The sequence below is a fragment of the Streptomyces sp. NPDC002817 genome, assembly GCF_053592055.1.
The window spans coordinates 419,282-441,718 of sequence record NZ_JBSFUY010000004.1 but is presented as its reverse complement, the minus strand read 5'-3'; the positions used below and the strand labels follow the sequence as shown (position 1 = coordinate 441,718).

Genomic DNA, 22,437 nt, shown 5'->3' with positions numbered 1-22,437 from the left:
GCTTCGTACGGCCTTCCGGGTACGGAAGCGCTGGTTTCCTACCGGTCTCTTACCTTCCGCTACGACCGGAACGCCCCCGGATGCGTCTGCTCCCGCACCGACACGAACTGCTGCCGCACCGCCTGCCCCACCGCCAGGTCCTCGCCGGGCTCCAGGATCTGCGCGGCCGCCCCCTGCCAGGCCGGCGGGTTGCGCGGGTCGAGAGTGCCCTGCGACACACCGAGCGCCCAGGCGGCCTGCCGGGCGGCGCCGCGCGCCGCGTAGTCCGCGGGCTGCGGTACGACGACCTGCGCCCCGAAGATCGACGGTGCCGCCGTCTGCACGGCAGCCAGTTCGGCCGCCGCCCCCAGCAGAAAGACCCGCCGTACCTCCACACCGCGTCCGCGCAGCACGTCGAGCGCGTCGGCGAGCCCGCACAGCATGCCCTCGAACGCGGCCCGCGCGAGATGCTCCGCCTTCATCGACTCCCGCCGCAGCCCGGCGAGCGTCCCGGCGGTGTGCGGCAGGTTCGGCGTCCGCTCGCCTTCCAGATACGGCAGCAGTACGAGGCCGTGGGAGCCCGGCGTCGACTTCATCGCCAGCTCGGACAGGCTCTCCAGGTCGGGCAGCCCGAGCAGCTCGGAGGTGCCGCGCAGGGTGCGTACGGCGTTCAGCGTGGTGACGACCGGCAGGTGCATGCCGGTGGCGTCGGCCAGCGACGTGATCATCCCGGTGTTGTCGACGAGCGCCTCGGGGTGCACGGCCATGACGGAGCCGGAGGCCCCGAGCGAGACGACGGCGTCGCCGAGCCCGATCCCCAGCCCGAAGGCGGCGGCCATGGTCTCGCCGGTGCCGGCGGAGATCAGCAGCCCCTCCGGCGTCGTACCGGCCGCGTCGGAGGGGCCGATCACCTCGGGCAGCATGGCCTGGTGACCGAGCGCCAGCTCGACGAGGTCGGTGCGGTAGCCGCCGGTGGCGGCGGACCAGTAGCCGGTGCCGGAGGCGCCACCGCGGTCGGTGGTCCGGCGGACCGGCCTGCCGAGGAGCTGCCACACCAGCCAGTCGTGGGCCTGGAGGAGGACGGCGGTACGGGCGGCCGCGTCGGGCTCGTTCTTGACCAGCCAGCGGAGCTTGGTGACGGGCTGGGCGGCCTGGGGTACGCATCCCACCGCCTGCGCCCACGCCTCGCGCCCGCCGAGCGCGTCGACCAGATCGGCCGCCGCGACCTGGGCGCGCTTGTCGCCGCCGACGAGTGCGGGGCGCACGGTGTTGCCCTGGGCGTCCAGCGGCACGACCGCGTTCTGCTGGGACGACACGCCGATGGCCTGCACGCCCTCGAGGAGACCGCCGCCGGCCGCCTCGCCGAGGGAGAGGAGCCAGGCCTGGGGGTCGACGTCGGAGGGGCGGCCTTCCACCGGATGCTGGGCATACCCCTGTTTGAGCACGGCACCGGTGTCCGCGTCGCAGACGACGATGCGAGTGAAATCGGGCGAACTGTCCAGCCCGGCGACTATCCCCATGGCGGAAATTCTATGGGCCACGCGCCGTGGGAGTGCGCGGGCGCTGTCGGGCGCGGGTGCGTCGCGGTCCTTCGCGCCGTTCCCCGCGCCCCCAGGTCTGCTTCCGGCATCGCCCGGCTATGTGTTGCTGGTGCCCCAGTCGTCCTCTGCTGCACCGTTCGTGTTCCTGTTCCGCAGGGAGCGCACCCGCTGGGTCACCGACTCGGGAACCCGCTCGCCCACCTTCTCGCTCACCACGTGGTACGCCTTGCCCGCGAACTGGCGGCCCTGCTGGGCGGCCGACTCGGCGGTGTTGCGGACCGCGGGGTTCTGGGACACCTGACGTGCCGACTTCTTCAGCTGTTCGTAGCGTTCCCGTCCGGCCCGGGTGCCCAGCACGTAACCCAGTGCCAGCCCGGCGACGAACGTGAGCTTGTAGCGCATGGCGGAGCCACCCTTCCGTCGTGGAGGAGTACCGATTGGCGGAGCACCCCCCTGCTTGCGCTAATGTATGTGTCGCAGCGAACGCCCGCCCCCTGGCGAATACCCAGGGAGGTACGTTCGATGCAACGAGGCATTCCTCCGTAGCTCAATTGGCAGAGCAGCCGGCTGTTAACCGGCAGGTTACTGGTTCGAGTCCAGTCGGGGGAGCTTCGATCTTCCGTAGCTCAATTGGCAGAGCAGCCGGCTGTTAACCGGCAGGTTACTGGTTCGAGTCCAGTCGGGAGAGCGCGTTGAAAAAGGACCCCCGAAGGGGTCCTTTTTCATGTGATCGCCCTTGCCCCGGGAACCGTGCAGGTCACAGCGGAGTCCTTCAGGGCATGCGAAGTCGACCATACGAAGCAGGAGATCGTATGAGCGGCTATGCTGCGGCAGACGGCGCGCACACATGTACGCGACACGCCGCTATGGGGCGGTAGCTCAGCCGGTTAGAGCAGCGGACTCATAATCCGTCGGCCGTGGGTTCGAGTCCCACCCGCCCCACCTGTGCAGGCTTCTGACCTGCGGAAACGTTCATTTTGTTCTGTCGGGTCGTCAACTTTGCCTGAACGGACTGAATCCGCTGCTCGTGAGTTCGGCCTCGTTCCCGGTGTCGATAGTGCGAATGCACCCTGACCTGCACGGATGTTCCAGTTCGTAGCGGTTGAACCTTGCTGTATATGGCTCCTGTGGCTGGTTGGGCGCTGGATTCGGGACGCTGGCTGGACGCGAGGAAACCGGAAGGGGTCGCTCCGGCGCCGATCCATCCATTCTGCTCAGGGGTGTAGCAGGGTAGGTGCGGTGTGGTGGCGACTGGGCTTGCCTGGATCGTGCCGTTGCCGACGTGGCCGGGCGGCGTGAGGGAGAAACGGCCCGTACTGAAAACGGCCCCAGATCGCACCAGGGAGTCGCCCCCCAGTGCCTCACGGCTCCCCCGGGGCATATAAGCCGAGAGTTGCCGACGTACCCCGTTCGGCTGCTCGGACTACGGACTGCCTGTAGTTGGGTGGCCGAGTGACGGACGATGAGCAGGGTGCTGGGCACCCCCTAGATCACGGCGTAGCCGCCAACCGTGGGGCGGCGAGAAGCGGCCCATACAGGAAACGGCACGAAGGTCATTCAGGGTGCGCGGAGGGCCGTGAACCCTCACCGCGTCCCGTGCGCGGTGTTCGTTCTGCGACGCGGGGGACGCGGGGCAAGCCCAGCCTGCGCGGGGCCGACTCGTAGGCCTTGATCCTGTTCGCCTGGGAGTGGGAGCTATCTCCGTGTACACGGGGATAGCTCCCAGGCTGGTGTCGAGGGCTCCGAGACGGTCAAGTCGGTGCTGCGCATGCGGGGGATAGATCCTTGAAGATCTTCGACTCAAGGGTCTGTTTGGGTCTATGGCCGTGCCCAATGTTGGTGATGTATCATGGGTGCATACATCGTGGATGTTGGAGGTGTCCGATGTCCGTCACGCAGATTGATCTCGACGACGAGGCGCTGGCCGAGGCCATGCGGCTTATGGGTGTCACGACGAAGAAGGAGACCGTCAACGCGGCCCTTCGGGACTACGTGGCGCGGATCAAGCGGCTTGAGGCTGCGGAGAAGCTGGCCGCACGGGGTGCGCGTGGTGAGTTCGAGCAGGCCGCGGCGGCGCATGACGCGGAGAAGCGTGCGCGACGCGAGGCCTTCGAGTGATCACGTATCTGGTGGACACCTCGGCTCTGTGGCATCTGTTTCGCACCCCAGGTGCGTTGCGTCCCTGGGAGGGACACATTGCTGCCGGGGTGTTCCACCTCTGCGAGCCGACACGGGCCGAATTTCTCTACTCGGCAACCAGCCCGTCCCATCGGGATGAGCTCGCAGAGGAACTGGACGCGCTCTGCTTGCTCTCTCCGGTTCCGAAGAACGCCTGGCGTTGGGTCGACACCGCCCAGTACAAACTGACCCAGCGGGGCCAGCACCGCGCGGCTGGAGCGATCGACCTGTTGGTGTGTGCGACCGCGGTCCACCACGGGCACACCGTCCTCCACGTGGACAACGACTTCGCGACGGTGGCAGGAGTCCTCAAGGAAGTTCAGCAGCGGGACGTACGAGCTTGATCTTCTGGAGCCGGTTCACGCTGTCGGTTTGTTGGCCTCTCGATGATCGATCCCCAGGTCACTGCTCCAGAACTGTGAACCTGGTCGGTCCTCTGAGCGCGGCCGCCGCACCTTCCAGATCCGCGAGCCGAGCGGCAAGGGTGGCCTCCGCGAGCCGGGTCGGCAGTGCGGCGTTGAACTTGAGGCCGTTCAGCGCACGCGCGTCCACTGCCGGAAGACACAGCTGATCGGCGGCCTCCGAAATGACCTTCCTCCATTCTGAGGGCGTCGCGTCCTCGCGAAGTCGGATGCAGGTGTCAGTTGGCCGCTGGAGGGGATCGGCGATCGTGGTGAGCGTGGCGGCCAGGGTGGCGTTGGCCCGGTAGCCAGCCCAGGTCCACCAGCGCACACTGGTGTCGCGTCCGCCCCTTACGACCACCGTCCCGTCGGGGTGGATCAGTTCCGAGCTGCTCTCGCGTGCCTGAGTGAGCGCGGTCTTGGCGCGCCCGGTGAGGGCGACCGGTGGGTCGGCGCCGAGGAGTACTTCCCGTGCCGCGCGCGTCAGTTCGTACGAGGCGGTCCGGCCGGAAGCTGCTCCTCCCCAGCGCGCCTTCCCGCCGCCGTCGACCGGTTCGACGAAGCATCGCCGCCGGGACCAGTCGATGTACGTCACCTGCCAGCTCTGCCCGGCGAGGAGCAGGCGCCGAGGCCCCACCACCTCTTCGGTCAGCAGCGCGGGATTGGTCGTGCCGATCTCGGTACGTCCCGAGAGCACCGTAAATTCCGGAGCCGCGGTGAACACCGCGGTGAGGTCCATGAAGTGCCGGTAGCCGAAGCGGCGTTCCGCCTCGGGGCCGATGAACAGCATCCCTCCGTCCTGGTCGAGGAATCCTTCCTCGACCAGGTGGCGCACGATAGGTTCGGCCGAGACTCCGAAGGGACCGAGCCCTCCCCACCATTCCTGCCACATCCGGTCCCCGACTCGATGCTCCTGCAGGCAGAGGGCCAGCACTTGTTGGGCGACGATGTGGCGAGGCTCCGGCGGGGCCACCACCGGCTCCACCCAACCGCGCGACCACAGCAGTAGTAGGGCTGCTGCAGCGATCAGTCCGTCCTCGTCGACAGTGAGGAACAGACAGTTGCGGGTGGAACCCGGCCGTCGGCCGGTCCGGCCAAGACGCTGGAGGAAAGAGGCCACGGTGGCGGGTGCATCGATCTGGATGACGCGGTCCAAGTCGCCCACGTCGATGCCGAGTTCGAGGGTGCTGGTCGAGACGATCACGCAGTCGCGTGCTTCGGCGAAGGCTTCCTCTGCCCGCCGCCGCTCATCCACTGACAGGGACGCGTGGGACAGGAAAGTGGTCACACCCTTGGCCAGCAGGCTCTCTCCGAGCTTCTCGACCTGTCGGCGCGATTCGCAGAACACGAGCCGCTTCTCGCCGCGGTGCAGGGCAGCGATCACCCTGGCCGCGTTCTCCAGGGAGCCCACATAGTCGACCTGGATGTCGCCGGGCGGCGGCAGTACAGGGGATGCCTCGCGCAGGTGCGGGGCAACGACCCGTGCCGCGCGGTGCCCGCTCCCGGATCCCTGCAGCCAGGCGAGCAGGTGATCCGGGTTGCCCACCGTCGCGGAAAGCCCGATGCGTTGTACCGGTCGTCCCACGACCCGTTGCAGGCGCTCGAGCACGGCCAGCAGGTGCCATCCCCGGTCGTCCCCTGCGAAGGCGTGCACCTCGTCGACGACGATGGCCTGCAGTCCTGAGAAGAACGCCCGGTGATCGACATTGGTGCTGACGAGCATCGCTTCCAACGATTCCGGAGTGGTCAGCAGCACGTCCGGCCGGTCCCGCAGGATCTTCTTACGACGCGGCTGCGACACGTCTCCGTGCCACAGGGCGGCGGTCCGCCCCAGCCAGGAGGCGTACGTCTCCAGGCGCGGCAGAAGGTTGTTCAGCAGCGCCTTCAGCGGACAGACATACAGCACCGAGGTGCCGGTCCAGTTCTCCTGCGCCATCTTCGAAAGCAGCGGGAAGGAGGCGGCCTCGGTCTTCCCGCCGGCGGTCGGGGCCAGAAGAACAGCGTCCGAGCCGTCGAGCAGCGGCTCGATCGCCTCCTCCTGCAGCGGGCGGAGCCCCGGCCATCCCAGGGTGTTGACGATGTGATGGACCAGTCCGGGATGTAACCGGTCAAGTGGCTCGGGCGCGCCTGTCATGGCAGCTCCAGCTTGATCTCGTCGGCGCTGTCGGCTGCCGCGTTGCGTTCGACCTCGCTCAGCTCGGTGGCGTGCACTGTCAGCGCGTAGTCCTTACGCGGGTCGAAGTCGTCGAATTCGTCGACCCGGTCCATTACGTCCGCGACGAGCTTGCGCAGGAACAGCCGTGGGGCGATCCCGACCCGCCCGCCGAACTTGCCTGTCATGGCGGTGGCCAGTTCGGCTACGTACGCGTCGTCGACCCGCGCGGCAATGCGCTCAGGGTTCTTGGCCGTCCGAGCGTACAAGTCCCTCACCGAACGGCCGAGTTCGCCGAGTCGTACGAGGTCGAAGCCGGTCAGACGTAGTTGGACCGCCCGCGGCGAATCGAAGCGCGGATCGGTCGAGAAGTCCGTCGCCAGCCGTTGGGCGAGCGGCGGGAGTCGCTGTGCGCCCTGCTGTCCGTCGTAGAAGGCGGGGGTGCCGGTGATTACCAGGAAGAGCCCGGGGAAGCGGCCCGCGTCGATCTCGTCGAGAAGCTGACGCAGTGCGTTCAGCCCCTTCTCCCGTACGTCCCCCCGGACCCTTTGCAGGGTCTCGATCTCGTCCAGGACCACCAGGAGCCCGGGGTGCCCACAGTCCTTCAGTACGGTGAGCAGCCCCTGGAGGAAGCCGAGCGCCGCGAAGTGGTCCAGGTCTCCGCGTACTCCTGCGGTCCGTCGTGCGGAGGCGGCCACCGACTTCTGGCCGCCGAGCCAGGCGATCACAGCCTCGGCGGTCGCCGAATCCCCGGCAAGGGTGGCCTTGCGGTAGCCGCGCAGAGCCGCGGAGAACGCTGGCGTGGTCCGGGCGACCGCGCGCAGTCGTTCCTCCAGCAGCTCCTCGACCGCCGCCTCCAACGCCTCGTTTTTCTCTGCGAGTTCGGGATGTGCCTCGTCCACCTCTTGCTCAAGGGTGTAGAACCACCCGTCGATCACCGAGCGCAGCGCGCTGGCCGGTTCGGTCGCGGTGGTCAGCCGCTCGGTGAGCCGACGGTAGACGGTCTCCAGCTTGTGCAGCGGGGTCTCCGTCTCGGAGATCTGGATCTCGGCGGTGGCGAGCCCGGCCCGTTTGGCGCGTTCGGCGAGCCAGCGTGCGAAGAAGGTCTTGCCGGACCCGTACTCTCCGCGAATAGCGTGGAAGGACGCGCCACCCGATGCGATCGTGGAGATCCGCTCATCCAGGGCGGGCGTGAAACGGTCCAGGCCCACCGCGAACAGGTCGAGTCCTGCCTGCGGCACGGTGCCACGCCGCAGGGCGTCGATGACCTCGCGGCGGCGAGCGGCGCTGACGGATGGCGCGCTCACACGCTCTCCTCGGACAGCTCGAACTGCTCGCGCAGCGTCTCACGGTTGAGCCTGACCCTGGCCCGAGAGTCGATCAGGCTGATGACCTCGTAGCCCTCGATGTTCAGCAACCGGGTCAGCACGGTCACAAGGCCCTCGGGCCGGGTGTTAGTGCGGCCACCCGAGCCGATGGCGGCCGCGGCGACTGCCGCGAGCGAGAGCGTGCCGCCCGCGTGGTCGAGCGCGTCGATGACGGCGGCCACTACTTTGTGCTCCGGCGGCTTGCGGACGAACTTGCGCTGATGCTTGTAGATCGTGGTGTCGAGGATCCGCTGGCCGAGTGTGAGCACGGCCGGTTCCGCCGGTGGGGCGGCGGCGGGCACCTCGACCGCGTCGTCGGCGAAGAGCTCACCTTCCTGCGGCCGTGGCTTCGGCTTGGCCTTCGCTGCCCTTTTCCCCGGTTTGACAGGGATGGGCACCGGTAGGGATGTGGCTTCCGCCTCCCACCACGACGGCTGTACGGTTTCGCGTGGCAGCTCGCTCCACTCCGTGGGTGCCAGCTCTGCCGACGGCGCCAGGACCAGCACCGGCACCGTCATCTCGGCGAGCGCAGCACCGCCGTGGTACCCGGACTTGCGCGGGGTGTAGCGGATCTCCTCCGACCAGGGCACGGTGACCCGTCCGCCGTTCTCCAGCACCCGGGGCCCGGAAAGCGAGACCTCGCCTTCACCGACCTCCGGCCCCGTACGCCAGCGGGCCGACTCCACGCCCTCGGCGGTCGACGGCCCGACCTCGGCTCCTGTTCGGTCCAGCACATGCCCGTGATCGGACACCAGTACCACCGGACGCCCTTGCCCACGCGCGGAGTTGAGGAGCTCGGTGAGGTACTTCACCTGGCTCACCGACCAGTCGGCGAGTGTGCTCCGCTGCCCGTGATCGAGACTCTCGCCGATCGTGTTCAGTACGACGCCGACTACGTCGTCCGAGGCGATCGCTGCGACCAGCCGCGGGTCGAGCAACTGGTCGGCCGGCCCGGGGATTTCGTTCTTGTGGAAGAGGACTGCCGTGTGCCGGTGCTGATTCCAGAATGCGGCGAACCCCTCCTTCTCCGCGCTCTCACCGCCCGACACAGGCCGTCCGCACAGCAGGGTCGCCCGGCTGATCACCGTCACCGAAGGGACCATCGCGACAGCGGCGGCCCGCCGTCCGTCGCCGGACAGTTCGCTCCACCGCCCCGCCCCGGTCAGCTCCTCGCCGAGCTGGGCCGCGACCGCGCTGCTCATCCCGTCCAGGACGAGCACCAGCGGCGGCCGCACCTTCGTCAGCGGCAGTGCGATCGTCCGCAGGACGTCCTCAACGAGCAGCGCCCCACCGGGCTGCGCGGCGGTGGCGCGCTCGACCCACGGCCCGAGTTGGGCCGCGAATGCCTCGTCGAGCAGCGCCCGCCGCCGTCGCACCGCGTCGTGCACCGCGCGATACGCTAGCGCGGGCTCGGCCTCTCCACCGCCCACCCATAGCTGCGCGAGTGCCCGGTCCACCCACCCCCAGTCGGCCACATGCGTACGCACAGCCTGACCGACCGAGGACACGGCCGGTTCCGGCGTGTCCAGCCAGCGCCGCAGCCGTACCGCCATGCGCGCGAGCTCGACCTGCTTCGAGTAGAGGACGGAGGCGAGTTGATGCTCCGCCACATGCTCCCAGGCGGCTTGAGCGGCCTGTGGCCCTTTGGACAGGGCGTCGGCCAGCCTGCGCAGCCGCGCCTCGAAGCTGGATGGCAGGAAGGGGTTGCCGGCCAGTGCGGCGGTCAGATGGGCGTCGTCTGCCAGCCGGTCCGCCTGGTGCAGCACATCGACAACCCGCTGCAGGGCCTCCTCACTCTGTGGTCCCCGGCCCGATGCCTCGCCGATCCAGCGGGTCAGGGTGCCTTGCACCGCCCGCGCGTAGGCGCGCAGTTCGGAGGGCCGGGAGCCTCGCCCGAACACCGAGCCCAGTGCGACAGCCGCGTCGGCCGATGCCGTGTCGCCGGTCATGACGGACGCCAGCACACCCAGCGCGGTGGCCTCGGCCCCTCGCCCCTGGAGTGCGAGCCGCAGGAGCACAGGCGCAGCCTCGCCCGCACTCTGCGCCAGCCATTCGGTGATGCCCCGGCGTTCGGCCTCCGGCAGCGCGGCGAGGCGCTCGGGACCGCCCGGTGTACGGGACCAGGCCAGCAGCGCGTCGACGTCCACCGACGCCCCGCCCTCGAAGAGGCCCTCAAGCCCGAGCCGCACCCCGACCAACGCACGCATCGCCGCGTCCAGGGTGAGCACGGCGCCGTGCTGCGGCCAGCCGCCCTGCGCCGCATCGGGCTCGGCGTCGATCAGCGCGGCCGGCAGCCACAGCCATGGATCGCGCCGCATGCGCGGGTCGAGGTCGGAGGCGCCGAAGAGCTGCTTGACGATATCGGCCTCGTCTACGGCGATGATCTGCGAGCGCACCATCTCACCCAGCAGATCGAGACTGATCCGGTCCCCCGGCACATCCGTGGTGACCACCAGCAAGTCCGCGTCCTCGGTGGCCAGATGGGCCTGCCAAGCATCGGTGAGTCCGAGTACCGAGGTGGTATGGGCGACTCGGACCTTGCGCCGTGTCCCGTCGCCGACCGGCACGCTGAACTCTTCGGGCCCATTCGCCGCGTATTTCCCGTGCACCAGCAGCAGCCGCCGGCCCTTGGTACGGGTCAGCCGGGTGGTGAGCAGCCCGGTGATGACCCGCTGGTCGAGTTCGGGCACGAGGGCTCCCATCAGAGATCACCTTCCGGCAAGCTCAAGCCGTCATCCTGACCGGCCTGCACCACCTTCCATTTGATCTCGATCTCGACGTCCGGATGTGTGGCGGCGTACTCGCGAATCTCGTCCTGTACATCGGTGAGAGTCCGGTTGAGCGCGTGTTCCTGCACGTGCCCGCCCTCCGAGGCCTTCACCCGTCGCGAGCGACGAGGGGCAGCCGTAGCAGTGGTAGGCGGGGACGGCAGCGGTGACTGGTCGTCTGTGGTGGGGCTTGCACTGTTGTGACCGGTACCGGAGCCGGGGGAGTTCACCTCCGGCGCAACGGTCGGCGGGGGAGGTGGCAACACAGGCGCGACAGTGCTCAGCCGCGCCGCCTCGTTGATCAGAGCTACGGCCTGACCTCGTGCCGCGTTGAGGACGGGCTTCAGGCTGGTGTTGGGCTCGTTCCGCGACGCCGCGTCCGCGATCTCCGCGAGCAGTCGCTCGGACCGGTCGGCGAGGCCGTCCCCGCGGGCGGTGTACTTCCGTACGCTGTCGATCAGTTCCCAGTCGGTGCTCTCCAGCGAGTCCAGCACCTCCTGGGCCGAGGAGATCACCTTGCCCAGTTCGAAGTACGTGCTCACATACGTCGCAGCCGCCAGGTCCCGGGCGAGCGGTGTCGCCTCCGGAGTCTGCTTGATCCGCGCGAGGAGGTCGGCCGCGTCCCGCACCGACTGCTCGCGTGCGGTCGGCGCCTCGCCGGTGATGCCGAGGGCGGAGCGGTAGCGGGCCAGAGCCCGCCGTAGCCCGCTGACGGCGGCCTCGCGCGCCTCCGCCTTGGTGCGGACATCCGCCGCGAGCGCGTTGACGTTACGGGTGTACAGCTCCGTCGGCACGCTCGTGCCGAACAGCGCCGCGGCCCGCTCGTGCGCCCTGGTGTACTCCTCCTCGCTCGGCCGTTCCTGTGCCCGCAGCGCCCAGCCAGGGCCTATCTGGTCCAGTGCAGGCGCCTTTTCGGCCTTGCCGTTGTAGACCCAGGAGCGGTCCGCGAGCAGGGCGTAGGTCGCGATCACCAGATTGGAGACCAGCCTGTCCAGCCCCGTCCAGCCCAGTTCGGCGATCCAGGCGCGGATGTCTTCAACCCCGAAGTCGCCCTTCGTGCCGTGCTTGCCCGCCTGCTGGTCGATGTGCCGGCGCCAGTCCGTGGAGACGTTCAGCGGCCCGTCGTGCACCTCGCCCAGCTCCAGTGGATGCACGATCCGTGCCACATCGCCGAGGTCTCGGCTGTCGACGACGACTCGGCGCGAGCTGTCGTCCATGGCCTTGACGATCCAGCCGTAGGCCATCTTGAACTTCGCGGCGGTGACCGGCTTGCGGCTTTCCTGACGGTCGAAGTTCGGATGCTTGGGATACATCGCGTCCAGCAGCCCGTCGGCGAGCTTCAGCAGGTTGTACTCGAAGGCCCCGCCGCCCTGGAGCTGCGGACTGTGCCCGGCGTACAGCGCGTGGACGTGCTTGCCCTCGGTGACCTGGGCGCCCAGGTCACTCTCGTTGGCCCTGGCGATCCCGTACGCCTGATGCAGCACCTGCCCCAGCTGTGCGACGAGCGTTTCGCGCTGCGCCTCCAGCTGATGCCGCACCCGTACCTGGTCGTCAGAGCCGAGATGAGTCGCGAAGTCCTTCAAGCGGTCACGATCGAGCAGGTAGTTGATCTTCAGTAGGCGGCCGAGCTGGGTACCCCGCTGGCTGGAGACGAAGGACGGCAGCCAGACGACGGTCGCTGCGTCCGGCTTCTCCCGCTGCAGGCGGTAGACCCGGTTTTCGTCCGCGCTGGGTGTGCCCTTCTCGTCCTCGTCGAAGGGGTAGTCGATGACCAAGCGGATCCGGTCAGGGGTGGACGGTTCGAACTGCGCGTCGGGCAGGATCTGAGGATCGCGTACGTTCTCGAACACGAACTCCGCGGTCCGGCGCGTTCCGTGCCAGACGATCTCACGGTCGGCGACGAGCGTGCCGTTGTCGGCGATCTTCAACTCCCGCCACAGCCACTCCTGCACCCACCGCTTGCGTGCCCCGAGGGTGTCCTTCTCGCCGACGCTGTCCAGGATCGGCTCCACATCCAGATCAGACAGATGCAGCGTGAACACCGGGTCCAGGTCATGGCCGTCGCTGCGCAGCTCTCCGGGGAACTGCGCCTGGAGCTCCTGCATCCGCCTGACCACGATCCGGTCCTCCTGACCGGTGCGCGAGCGGATCGACCCGTGGTTCAGCGCGTTCAGCCGCGGCCCGGTCAACCGGGCGAGAGCCGGCACTTCGGGTGCGAGGTAGGCGAGCAGCATAGTCTTGACGAAGCGTTCGTCGGCGTTGTACTTGGTGTCTTCGGCAGACCCGTACTTCTCCAGCAGGTGGTCCTTCACCTTGCCGTGGAAGCGCGTCGCGGCCTCGGCCTCACTGCGCAACCGGTCGGTGAACGCCTCGCCCATCCCCTCGGCCAGTACGTCCCACAGGTCGCCCAGTGGGATCAACTCGCCGACCTTCATGTCCTCGCGCCGCTGGTAGAGCATCTGCTGGAGCAGCTTGAGACCGGTGCGCTCGCGCTGGAGTGCGCCGGAGAGTGCGACCAGGACGTTGAGGAGGACGGGCGAGACGGGGTAGAGCGCCTTGAAGTCCTTCCAGTCGGCGTGGGTGACGCCATTGGCGTCGAGGAGTACGTCACGTACCGACTGGTTCGAGGTCTCGATCCGGGCGAAGGCCGCTTCGAGGGCGGCCTTCGCGGCGTCGTCCCTGGGCTTGAGGACGCGCTCCTTGATGATCTCGGGGAGGTTGCGGTCCTCCAGACTGATCGGGTCGATGCGCCCTGCCAGGTACTTGACCTGCTGTTCAAGGTTCTTGGCCTCGGCGCCGACGGCGTCCGAACCGATCAGCTCGGACAGGTCGCGCTGGCGGGATATGAAGGAGATGACCGGCAGCGCGCGGCCGCCCGTGCCCGACTCGATCAGCTTGACCAGCTTGTTGACCTCGTCATTGACGAAGGTCCGCTCACGCAGGTGAGCCTGGAGCCAGAGGATCAGCTCGTCGAGGAAGAGGATCAGACCGTCGTAGCCGAGGGACTTGGCATGCCGGCTGATGATGTCCAGGCCGTTCTCCAGCGGGAGGAAAGCGTTCTTCGCGCCGAGAGCGCCACGGGAGTATGAGGAGTACGGACCGGACAGCAGTGCGGACGCCAGCCACTCGCGGACTTTCGGATCGGGGGAGGCGGCGAGGGCCTGGTCGAGGAGAGCCGGGGACCAGGTCTCCGGGGCCTCCTTGACGTCGAGGTCGACCAGGTCGTCCTCGTCGTCGGCCGCTGAGGTCTGCAGGGCGGGTGTCTTCTCCTCCTTGGGCAGCGCAGGATTGCCGAGCCAGCGGACGAACTGCTCGTCGTCGGCGAAGAACTCCCGCTGGCGGTGGGCGTCGTCGAACATCGCGTCAGCCCGGTAGACCGGCGGCACCGGCGCGTCCGGGTGTAACTGCCGGACTGTACGGACGTAGCCGCCGAGGATCGCCGAGTCGAGATCGGTCGCGCCGACCAGGTGGAACGGCACCATCAGGAACTTCCGGTTCCGTAGCCATGCGTCGTGATCCGCGATGATCGGCTGGAGCGTGGGTTTGGCGCGAGCGGCGGGGTCGTTCGAGAGGATCGCGTGCAGCACGGTCATGAAGTGGCTCTTGCCGGAGCCGAAGGAGCCGTGCAGATAGGCGGCGTCGGACGTCCCCGCCCGTACGGATGCCTCGACGATCTTCAGCGCACGACGCAGTGCCTGTTCCAGCTGCGGAGTGACCACGTACTCGGCCACGCGCTTGGCGGTCTCGTCGAAGCCACCGGACAGCTCGATCTTGAACGACCCGGCACGGACCACCTCGGACAGGTCCAATACGTCCCGGAGGTAGAGCTCGCCGCCGCTGCTACTCATCGTCTTCCACCATCTTCATCGTGCCCGTTGTCTTCGTCTGTGCTGCCGTGGTTGCCGTCTTACGCGCCCGGGCCTTCTTCACCGGACGCCAGTCGCTGAGCGAGCTCGGGGTAAGCTGCGCGCTCGCCAACTCCCCGTCCAGGAAGCTCTGGAACTCCTCGGCGGCCGACTGCTCACCCCACTCCTCGTCGACCTCCCCGAACCATTGCCGCAGCCACGGCATGAGCTCCGCTATCCCGGAGAGCAGCGGCACGAGCCGCTCGGCCGCCCAGTCCTGCTGCTTGCGGCGCTCGCTGACGATGTTCAGCAGGGCGGTCGCCTGGTCGCGTTGATCCCAGCCCGCCCAGCCGAGGAGGAGGGTCGGGTCGGAGTCGGGGTTCGCGTCCGGGTAGGACACGAAACGCTCCTTGGGTACGTCGAGCTTCCCGCGGTTCGACCAGTAGGACTGCTTGGTGAAGTCCGCGGAGGTGTACTTCGGCGGTACGGGGATGTCTAGCCGCTCGCCGGTACGGTCCTCCTCGCGCTGCTGCTCCCAGGCCTTCTCCCACTGAGCGCGCTTGCGCAGGCCGGTGTCCTTGTACCGGTAAGCGGCGAGGTATGGGACGTGCTCGGCGTCCACCACGTCGGTCAGGACCTGGGTGAGGGAGAGGTTCGGCTTGCCGAGGTGGGTGGCGTAGAGGTGGGCTGTGTTGAGGATCGCTTTCGCGTCGGGGAGCCTCTCCAACTCGTCGGCGAGCTGGCCGACGGTGAGGGTGCGGGGCTGCACGAAGTTGTTGAGGACGTGGAACCAGAGTGACTTGTCCTCACAGCGGTCGAGTAACCAGGTGCGGAGCGCGGCCTTTTCGCGCTTCTCCCAGGGGCCGGTGGCCCAGCGTCGCTTGCACTCGGGGCGCTCGATGAGCGCGAGGTCGCGGCGGGCGGAGATGGTGTCGATACGGGCTTGCACGATGGCCTGGTACCAGTGCGGCCAGTGGGTCGGGATCTCGGTGACAGGTGTGGAGTTGTGGCGGTCGAACCAGGCGGTCTCCAGTTCCCCGGCGGCCTGCTTGCGCGCGAGGACGATCTCGAACGCTCGCTCCCCGAGCTTGACTTGGGGAATGGTGGTGGGCGCGGGGGAGGAGGCGGTGAGGCGGGTCTTTTCGGCGTCGGTGAGGAGCTCGTAGGAGTGGTAGACCTCCCAGTCGAGCTCCTCTTGGAGTGCGATCATGCGCTGCCGGGTGTGGGTCCAGGCGTCGTGGGCGGTGTTGAGACGGGCGCGGGTGGGCGGCTCGTCGGCGGCACAGATGGCGGAAGGCTCGTGGGTGGCGAGCTCCTGGGCGAGGGTGTCGAGGGAACGGCCGAGGGGGAGAGGGAGCAGGGCGGGGAGGGGGAACGCCTGGAGCTTGGTGCCGGTGAACTCGTAGAAGCGTTCCCACTCCTGTGACTTGAATCCCTCATTGATTCCCTGGCTTCCCTTGTCATGGCTGACCTGTTTGAGCCAGAAACACGCCGTTGACGAGTTGAGGATCCCGAGCAACGCCAAGTGCTCGTCCTCAGTCGCTCCCTCCGGCAACTTGATCACCGGCGCAGTGCGGTTGAACAGACGCGACTGAGTGTCGAGCGTGAAGTGATTGTGCGTGGAAACAAAGGCGAAGGAGATTCCCTTCGCGGTGGTGAGTTTACTCGAATAGTTTTCGAGATGGCAGTACCAGGGATAGTCGTTCTCGATCACCGTCTTGCCGAAGATGACGCGGTTTGTTAACTGCGTTCGGAACGGCCATAAACTGTGCGTCACAAGGTGACTGTCATGATCAATAGATATTCGGTTATCTTGTCCCGAATAAGGATTCCGTACAGTGACAGACCCAGTGAACCGGAAGTCTCGTACGACGTCACCTGTGATCAGCGTTCGGATGGTGGACTCGTCACCGAGTCGCTGTGCGGTACCAAGGTCTGGGAGGAAGAAAGCGTCGTCAGCTCCAGTTGCAGTGGTCCGCCCGATGCTGACGGCTCTAGAGCCAAGCTTCTCCCGACCTGACGCAATCCCGTCGGCGAGTTCTCCAGCTCCACCTCCACTCAGAGACCACGGGAACTGAGCGAGCTTGCTACGTGGAGAATCGATCGCTGAGACCCATGCGCTCCCGCTGCCAGGGCGATCGTGCTGATCGACGATGGCTGACCAGACGAGCCCCTCAGCCGCGTTCTTCGGCTGAGACGGTTCACCTCGGATTCCGAGAACGGCGCGAATCGGTTCGCCCTGGTAAGCTACTCTATTTCGCCCGACCAGAATGACAGTTGGGGTCCCATGCCCGGGGATGTAGGCTCCAGAGGTGTCGATGACCTGCGTCAGATCGACCTTTTGGTGGAACCAATCGATCAGCTTCCTGCCGAACTCCCGCTTCATGAAGGAGTTGGCCGTGATCTGCCCGGAAAACCCCGCCGCGCGTTCCGACCCGCTTGCACGCACTGCCAGTTCAAAGATGCGCTGTGCGAACGGAACCGACAGTGCGTATGTACCCCCGCACGTGTCGTATCGGTCACGATAGTTCTTGTTCTCCTGCTTGTCCTTGACCGTGATATACGGCGGGTTTCCGACCACCACGTGATACGAGCCTCGGCCAAGGAGATCGCATCGCTCAATGAAGGTGTCGATGTCCTCGGTCCGGTACAGGAACGGCTCGGTGTCTCCATCCTCCGGTAGAGTGTCGTGTTCCCGACCCGCGTCCCGTCCATGCAGCAGCGAATCCCCCACCGCGATGTTGATCGGGAACTCTTTCAGTGCGTTCAGCCGCCGCTTCTCCGGGGCTTCCTCAGCCGCCTTCAATACCGCGACCAGCAGCCGGAACCGGGCGACCGCCACCGCGAACGGGTTCTTGTCGCAGCCGTGGACCGAAGACAGCGCGCGCCGGATCAGGGTCCACTCGTCCGCGACCTTGTCCGTATCCCGCCACTTCTTCAGTAGCCGCTCGAACATCCCCAGCAGGAAGTGTCCTGACCCGCATGCGGGGTCGATTGCTCTCAGGCCCGCCGGGAGTTCGCGCACCCTGTCCCGGCCGTCACGGATCTTCACAACATGCTCTAGCCCGAACTCCGCCACCGCCGGTTCCAGCGTCAGGTCGAGGATGAACTCCTCCACGAACACCGGGGTTTGGAGCAGGGCGTAAGTCTTCCGGGCGTGTTCACTCAGGTCCTGGTACAGGTCTCCCAGGAAGCGTGTGTCCAAGTCCTCGTCCGCGAAACTGTGGACGATCTCACCTTCCGCTCCGACCCGCCGCCAGAACTTCAACAACCCCGTCGCCGCCTCGTACGACGGCTCGATCTCCCACATCGGGTTGTGTGCGCGGTCGAAGAGGCCCGCGACCGTCGGGTTGGTGCCGGCCAAGTGGTCGAATGCCGCGATGATCCAGTCGCGGTCGTTCTTCTCCGGGTTCGCGGCGAAGAACGCCGCGTCGTGGTCCTCCGCGTCCTTGAGGCGTTCGCCGACACCCGCTAACCACGGACGGGCGATGAGCCCGTTGTCCTCGCAGAAGCGTACGAAGACGCAGCCGAGTACCCACGCCGCCGCGACCTGCGTGACCCGCTCGTCCCGCCACGCCTCGTACGTGGCCGCCGTACGCCCTGCGGCGTATGCCCTCCCGTACTCGGCACCCAGCCGCTCCCGGTACTCCTCCACCGAGTCGCTGCGCGCCCGCAGATCGTCCTCCAAGCCCGAGACCTGCTTGCGGAGGTCCTTCAGTAAGCCGTCCTTGCCACTGCCGCGCGTGCTCACTGTGCCAATCCCCCTTGAAATGCAGCCAAGTTCTTGAGGAAGTCCTCCGTCAGCACCACGCGTTCCGCGTCGCCGCCGGTCACCTCCACTGTTCGTCCGTCCAGCTCCGGTGCGCTGTGCGCGTTGTGCGAGGGGGTGAGCAGCCATAGTCCGTGCGGTCGGCCGCCCGGTTTGCGGGCCTCCCGCTGGAGCCCCACCAGCAGCTCGTGCCCGCCCGCCTCGTAGTAGTGGGCGAGCAGTCCGGCCGTGTGGACGAACAGAATCGTCCCCCGCTCCCGACCGGCCGCCTCCTCCAGCCGCTCCGCGACGCGGGGCCATATTCGAACCACGAACGACCGCAGCCCGCCCGGCAGTTCACCGCTCCTGGTGTGCCGGGTGTCCGCGCCCAGCACCCTGGACCAGTCCGTGCCGTGCTCGGTGGCCAGCGCCCGGAACTCCTTCAGGAAGACCCGCGCCAGATTCACCGACACCACCGGAAACGCACTCGCGATCGCCTCCGGCACCGATCCGTTCTCGCTCCGCATCCGCTTGACCGCCACGTTCAGCGCGAGGAAACCGCCGTCCCGTACCGCGGAGTTGAGTTTCGAGGTGAGCAGGGCCACCGGATCCCGCCCGGCCCCCGCCCTCGCCGCCTGTGCGCGGGAGACTGCCGTCACCGTGCCCGTGGAGGACGAGTACAGCCAGCTGCTGCCGCCGCCCACCGGGGCGACCGGCATCGGCGGCTTGAAACGCTGCTCGGCTGTCTCGTACGTCAGAGGGAAGCCGGCCTTCTTCAGCGCGTCCTCGACCTCGACATACGTGGGCTTGCCGAGAGCCATCTCGGGGAAGCGCGAACGCAGCCGGGCCAGCAGCCCGTCCAGGCTGATGCCGACCTCGCGCCGCACACCCGCCGCGGCTTGCGAGATCTGCAGGGCCCGCCATAGCTCCAGCGACTTGGGATACACCTCAAGGCGCGGTGAGGCGGCTGCCTCTGCCGAGGTCGCCGCAGCGAGTGTGACCAGCCGGGCGTCGGGCAGCGGATCCATGCCCTCGGGCGTGCCCACGGCACGCAGGTCGCGCAGCGCCGCGCTGCGGTCGGGAAGGGGATCGGCAGCGGCGATCTTCTCGGCGGCGTCGCCCAACGCTATGGCGTATGCGGCGAGTTCGTCCGACGTCGGGTCGTCGGAGCCGTCAAGCGACTCCAGGGCCACGATCAGCCGCCCCCGGCGCCGGAACTGTGCGAGTCGAGGCTCGTGCTCCTCGTCGCGGCCGGTGAGCAGCGTCTCGGCGGTGACCGCCGCCCGGACGACAGCGAGTGCGACGGCCTCCGTATCCTCGTTCGTCTCGCTCTCCGAGCCGTGGCCGGCGGCGAGTACTCGAGCCAGTTCGCGGGCGGTCATCACGCGGCCCGCATCCCGGACCGCGTCGACCAGTTCACCGCACAGGATGTCCATCCAGCCCGCATCGGCCCAATCGCCGATGGCTGAGCCTAGGTGCCTGGAGACGGTGTATTCAGAGGCTTTGACCGCTGCAGCGACCTGCCGGTTGGTCGGCCAGGCACCGGCTTCCGAGTTGCCGTCGAGCCCGAGCCAGGCCGCGACCACTTGCGGCCGTTTGTTGTCCTTGCGGCCCGTGGGTTCAGGGTTGAGGAGGGATGCGAGTCGTTCCACGTTCTGCCGGGCCTCGTGTTGCGCGCTGAGCTTTTTGTCTGTGACTGGCCCGTCAGTCTCAATCGGCTTTACTGGCACGGCAGTCGTGGTCTTGGACTTCTTCGGACGGAGCGCCGCTGTCCACTGTCTGTGCCGCCGGTTGAGTTCTTTCTTGACCACCGCGCCGATCCCGCGCTTGTTGCGGAAGCGTGGCAACGGCACGTCCAGCAGTTCGCCGACTGTCACCGCGCCGAGTTCCTCGGCCACCGCCGCCGCCCGTTCGGTCAGCCCCGCGTCCCTGAGCGTGGTGGAGAGTTTCGCCTTGTCCGCGTACAAGTCGCGGATGTCGTCCTCGGACAAGCCCTCAGGCAGACCGCCGACCCCGAGGAGCGACACGGTGTCCGTGGTCGGAGGCGGTTGGGTGCGGTCGGCGTCGGTGAAGATCGCCCGCCAAGCATCCCGCATCTGCCGCAGTGTTTCGAAGCGGCGGTTGACGTCCCGGTGCAGTGCCCGCTCGAAGAACGCCTCAAGCCCCGGACGCAGTACGGCTACGAAGGCATCGGAGGCGAGGAGCGGGGTTTCGTCCTTCATGGCGGTCAGCGGGTCGTCGGTGCCATTGCCCCACGTGGGCCGCTCGGCGGCGGCCAGCTCGTGCAGGACGACGGCGGCCGCGTACCGCTCCGCGTAGTCGTCGTACACAGGCCGTCGTGCGTCACCCAGGAACGGGTCGAGGTAGCCGCGGGTGCCCGCCTTGATGTCCCGGTCGGAGACGGCTGCCAGAGAGAAGTCGAACAGCATCAGCTGTTGCTCGCCGTCCTCCCTGACCTTGATCCCGAGGTTGTCGGGTTTGAGGTCGCGGTGGCGCATGCCCCTGGCAGCCAAGTCGTCCAGCGCCGTGAAGAGGTCCTCGCCACAGGTCGCCAACTCCTCGTAGCCCAGCGGCCCGTGGCTGCGCAGCCGCTGGCCCAACGTCTCGGGGCCCGCGTACTCCAGGGCCAGTACGGTTCGGCCGGCGAGGGTGCGAGGACCCTCGTACAGTTTGACGATGCGGCCGCTGCTCACCTGCTGCAGGGCTGCGGCCTCGGAGGCCAGACGCTCGTTCTTCTCCGCGTCCAGAGCGACCTTGAGGACCCGTTCCTCCTCCACCCTCCGCCCACGTTCGTCCTCGCTGGCGCGGGTCACATACAGGGCGCGCGCGGTGGAGCCCGTGCCGAGCACCCGCTCCACCGTCCAGTCGCCGTCGACGGCCTGTCCGGGTGTGGCGTCGAGAGGGTCGGCCTCCACGGCGATGGCCTGGGCGGCACGGGCCTGCTCGGCTTCGTCGAGCCGGGCGAGGAAGGCGTCGGCGGAGTCGAGGCGCTCGTCGACCGAGGCCCGGGTGGCTGCGTACACCAGCTCGTCGAGGCCGGAGTCGACGGCGTCGCTGACCGCGTACATGTGCAGTCCGCCGTCGGCTTGGAGCCGCTCCTTGAGCGCGGTACGGGTTTCGGCGGGCGGCATCCCCGTCAGGATGTGGTGGGCGACCGCGCCGAGGCCGAAGACGTCCAGGTCCACTGGGTCGGGGTAGTCGGCGTCGGTCTCGGGCGCGAGGAAGCACTGGGCGGCGTCCTCGATGTGCTCCCCGGTGAAGGAGGACTCGCCGAGCGAGCGTAGTGAGGTGGTGTCGAAGTCGCGTGCGGACGCTTGCCAGTCGATGATCCGCAGCACTGGATTGCTGCCGTTCTCCCGCGCGCTGACGTACACCGAGCGGGCAGCCAGCGCGCGGTGGTAGAGCGAGCGGCGGTGGGCGTAGCGGACGGCCTCGGCAAGCTGGCGGACCATGTCGCGGCGCACTGCGTCGGTCAGCTTCGCGCCGTACACAGCAAGGTAGTTGTCCAGACGGAGATCGCTCTCACGGTGGCGGAACAGGATCGCCGGACCGCCCTGGTGCTGGCGCAAGGTGACGGCCTGGGCGATGCCGCGGTGAGCGATGCCCTGGAGCACCTGGTACTCGCGCTCCGCGGCCCGGGTGGCGGAGCGGCGCTGCTCTTCGCTCGCTAACTGCTCGACGAGGTAGACCCGGACCCGGCCCTCCTCGTGGATCATCTCCTTGCGCTCCGCGAGCCTGTCCTCCCAGGTGGGGCCCGCGTCCAGGGGGCGGGAGGAGAGCTTCCAACCGTCGCCGAAGTCGAGGTGGGCCGTGGAGGCTCGCACCCCGATCTTCTTCATCAGAGCGGGGAGGTGTCGGGCGAAGTTCTCGGTTATTCGCCAGTTCTCGCGCTCCGGCGGGAGGCTCAGGAAGTCGTCCCAGATGCCGGGCAGCTCTGTCCTGGAACCGTCACGCCCGTACACATGAGTGCGCTGTACCGTGTCCAGCTCGCTGTCGAGCAGCGGATCGGAGAGGAAGACGGCCGGGTCGATGCGCGGGATCCGTTCTCCCGGACAGATCTCGCGGGCGGCTTCCTGGAGACGGGACTTGAGCTCCTTGGACTTGAGGTCGGTGAGGTGCAACGGATTGCGGATCGTGCGGATCCGGCCGTCGGGTGCGTGGAAGCTCCAGGTGTCGCCGCTGTTGACGACCCGGCCCGGGTGCCCCTTCAGCTCGACCAGGTACAAGCCGCGGGGTACGGCGATGAAGAGATCGCACTCATTGATCCGGCCGCTCATGGCAGTGAAGGAAAAGGTCGCCCAGGCGTAGTGCGGGGCGGTGAGCGGCATCCGCTGCTTGATGTGATCGAGGGCCGTCTGCTCCCAGGGAAACGGAGAGGGCCGCGTCTGATACCAGCGTTTCACCTGAGGTGGACCGGGCCTGGGGGTCGCCTGGCCGGCTGCTGCCGCCACCGCCGTT

10 protein-coding genes and 3 tRNA genes are annotated in these 22,437 nt (G+C 67.8%); 5 read left to right on the top strand and 8 right to left on the bottom strand.

Annotated features, from left to right (window positions below; genetic code table 11):
• Positions 1 to 59 precede the first annotated feature (59 nt).
• Both ACWD3I_RS11035 and ACWD3I_RS11030 read right to left on the bottom strand, forming a co-directional pair.
• The gene (locus ACWD3I_RS11035) at positions 60 to 1,499 is read right to left on the bottom strand and encodes a xylulokinase (RefSeq protein ID WP_365393831.1); all 1,440 of its coding nucleotides are present in this window, start codon (positions 1,497 to 1,499) and stop codon (positions 60 to 62) included.
• 117 nt (positions 1,500 to 1,616) lie between these two features.
• Complete coding sequence (locus ACWD3I_RS11030; RefSeq protein ID WP_365393830.1) at positions 1,617 to 1,922, bottom strand: YtxH domain-containing protein; 306 nt, start codon at positions 1,920 to 1,922, stop codon at positions 1,617 to 1,619.
• Positions 1,923 to 2,056: 134 nt separating this feature from the next.
• On the opposite strand from ACWD3I_RS11030, the gene ACWD3I_RS11025 reads away from it, so the two are divergent.
• From ACWD3I_RS11025 to ACWD3I_RS11005, 5 genes are all read left to right on the top strand, one after another.
• Positions 2,057 to 2,129 (top strand) — tRNA-Asn (locus ACWD3I_RS11025).
• Between the two features lie 6 nt (positions 2,130 to 2,135).
• Positions 2,136 to 2,208 (top strand) — tRNA-Asn (locus ACWD3I_RS11020).
• Between the two features lie 180 nt (positions 2,209 to 2,388).
• Positions 2,389 to 2,462 (top strand) — tRNA-Ile (locus ACWD3I_RS11015).
• 942 nt (positions 2,463 to 3,404) lie between these two features.
• Positions 3,405 to 3,638 carry a type II toxin-antitoxin system VapB family antitoxin gene (locus ACWD3I_RS11010; protein WP_053672219.1) on the top strand — a complete coding sequence of 78 codons (234 nt, stop codon included), beginning with the start codon at positions 3,405 to 3,407 and terminating at the stop codon, positions 3,636 to 3,638.
• On the top strand, positions 3,635 to 4,042 hold the full coding sequence (locus ACWD3I_RS11005; protein ID WP_365393829.1) for a PIN domain nuclease: 408 nt from the start codon (positions 3,635 to 3,637) through the stop codon (positions 4,040 to 4,042). Before ACWD3I_RS11010 ends, ACWD3I_RS11005 begins: the two co-directional genes overlap by 4 nt.
• Positions 4,043 to 4,100: 58 nt before the next feature.
• Here the strand turns inward: ACWD3I_RS11005 and ACWD3I_RS11000 are convergent, their stop codons facing one another.
• From ACWD3I_RS11000 to pglW, 6 genes are read right to left on the bottom strand one after another with little or no spacing between them, the layout of a single operon-like run.
• The gene (locus ACWD3I_RS11000) at positions 4,101 to 6,233 is read right to left on the bottom strand and encodes a DEAD/DEAH box helicase (RefSeq protein WP_365393828.1); all 2,133 of its coding nucleotides are present in this window, start codon (positions 6,231 to 6,233) and stop codon (positions 4,101 to 4,103) included.
• Positions 6,230 to 7,558: a BREX system ATP-binding protein BrxD gene (gene brxD, locus ACWD3I_RS10995; protein ID WP_365393827.1), complete on the bottom strand. Its 1,329-nt coding sequence runs from the start codon at positions 7,556 to 7,558 to the stop codon at positions 6,230 to 6,232. The genes ACWD3I_RS11000 and brxD overlap by 4 nt, the downstream gene beginning before the upstream one ends.
• Positions 7,555 to 10,320 (bottom strand): BREX-2 system phosphatase PglZ, encoded by a 2,766-nt coding sequence (gene pglZ, locus ACWD3I_RS10990; RefSeq protein WP_365393826.1) that lies wholly within the window; start codon positions 10,318 to 10,320, stop codon positions 7,555 to 7,557. The genes brxD and pglZ overlap by 4 nt, the downstream gene beginning before the upstream one ends.
• Positions 10,320 to 14,234 (bottom strand): PglY protein, encoded by a 3,915-nt coding sequence (locus tag ACWD3I_RS10985; RefSeq protein ID WP_365393825.1) that lies wholly within the window; start codon positions 14,232 to 14,234, stop codon positions 10,320 to 10,322. Before ACWD3I_RS10985 ends, pglZ begins: the two co-directional genes overlap by 1 nt.
• On the bottom strand, positions 14,227 to 17,982 hold the full coding sequence (gene pglX, locus ACWD3I_RS10980; protein ID WP_365393824.1) for a BREX-2 system adenine-specific DNA-methyltransferase PglX: 3,756 nt from the start codon (positions 17,980 to 17,982) through the stop codon (positions 14,227 to 14,229). The genes ACWD3I_RS10985 and pglX overlap by 8 nt, the downstream gene beginning before the upstream one ends.
• Entirely contained in the window at positions 17,979 to 22,382 is a 4,404-nt protein-coding gene (gene pglW / locus ACWD3I_RS10975; RefSeq protein WP_365393823.1) for a BREX system serine/threonine kinase PglW, read from the bottom strand. Before pglW ends, pglX begins: the two co-directional genes overlap by 4 nt.
• Positions 22,383 to 22,437 lie beyond the last annotated feature (55 nt).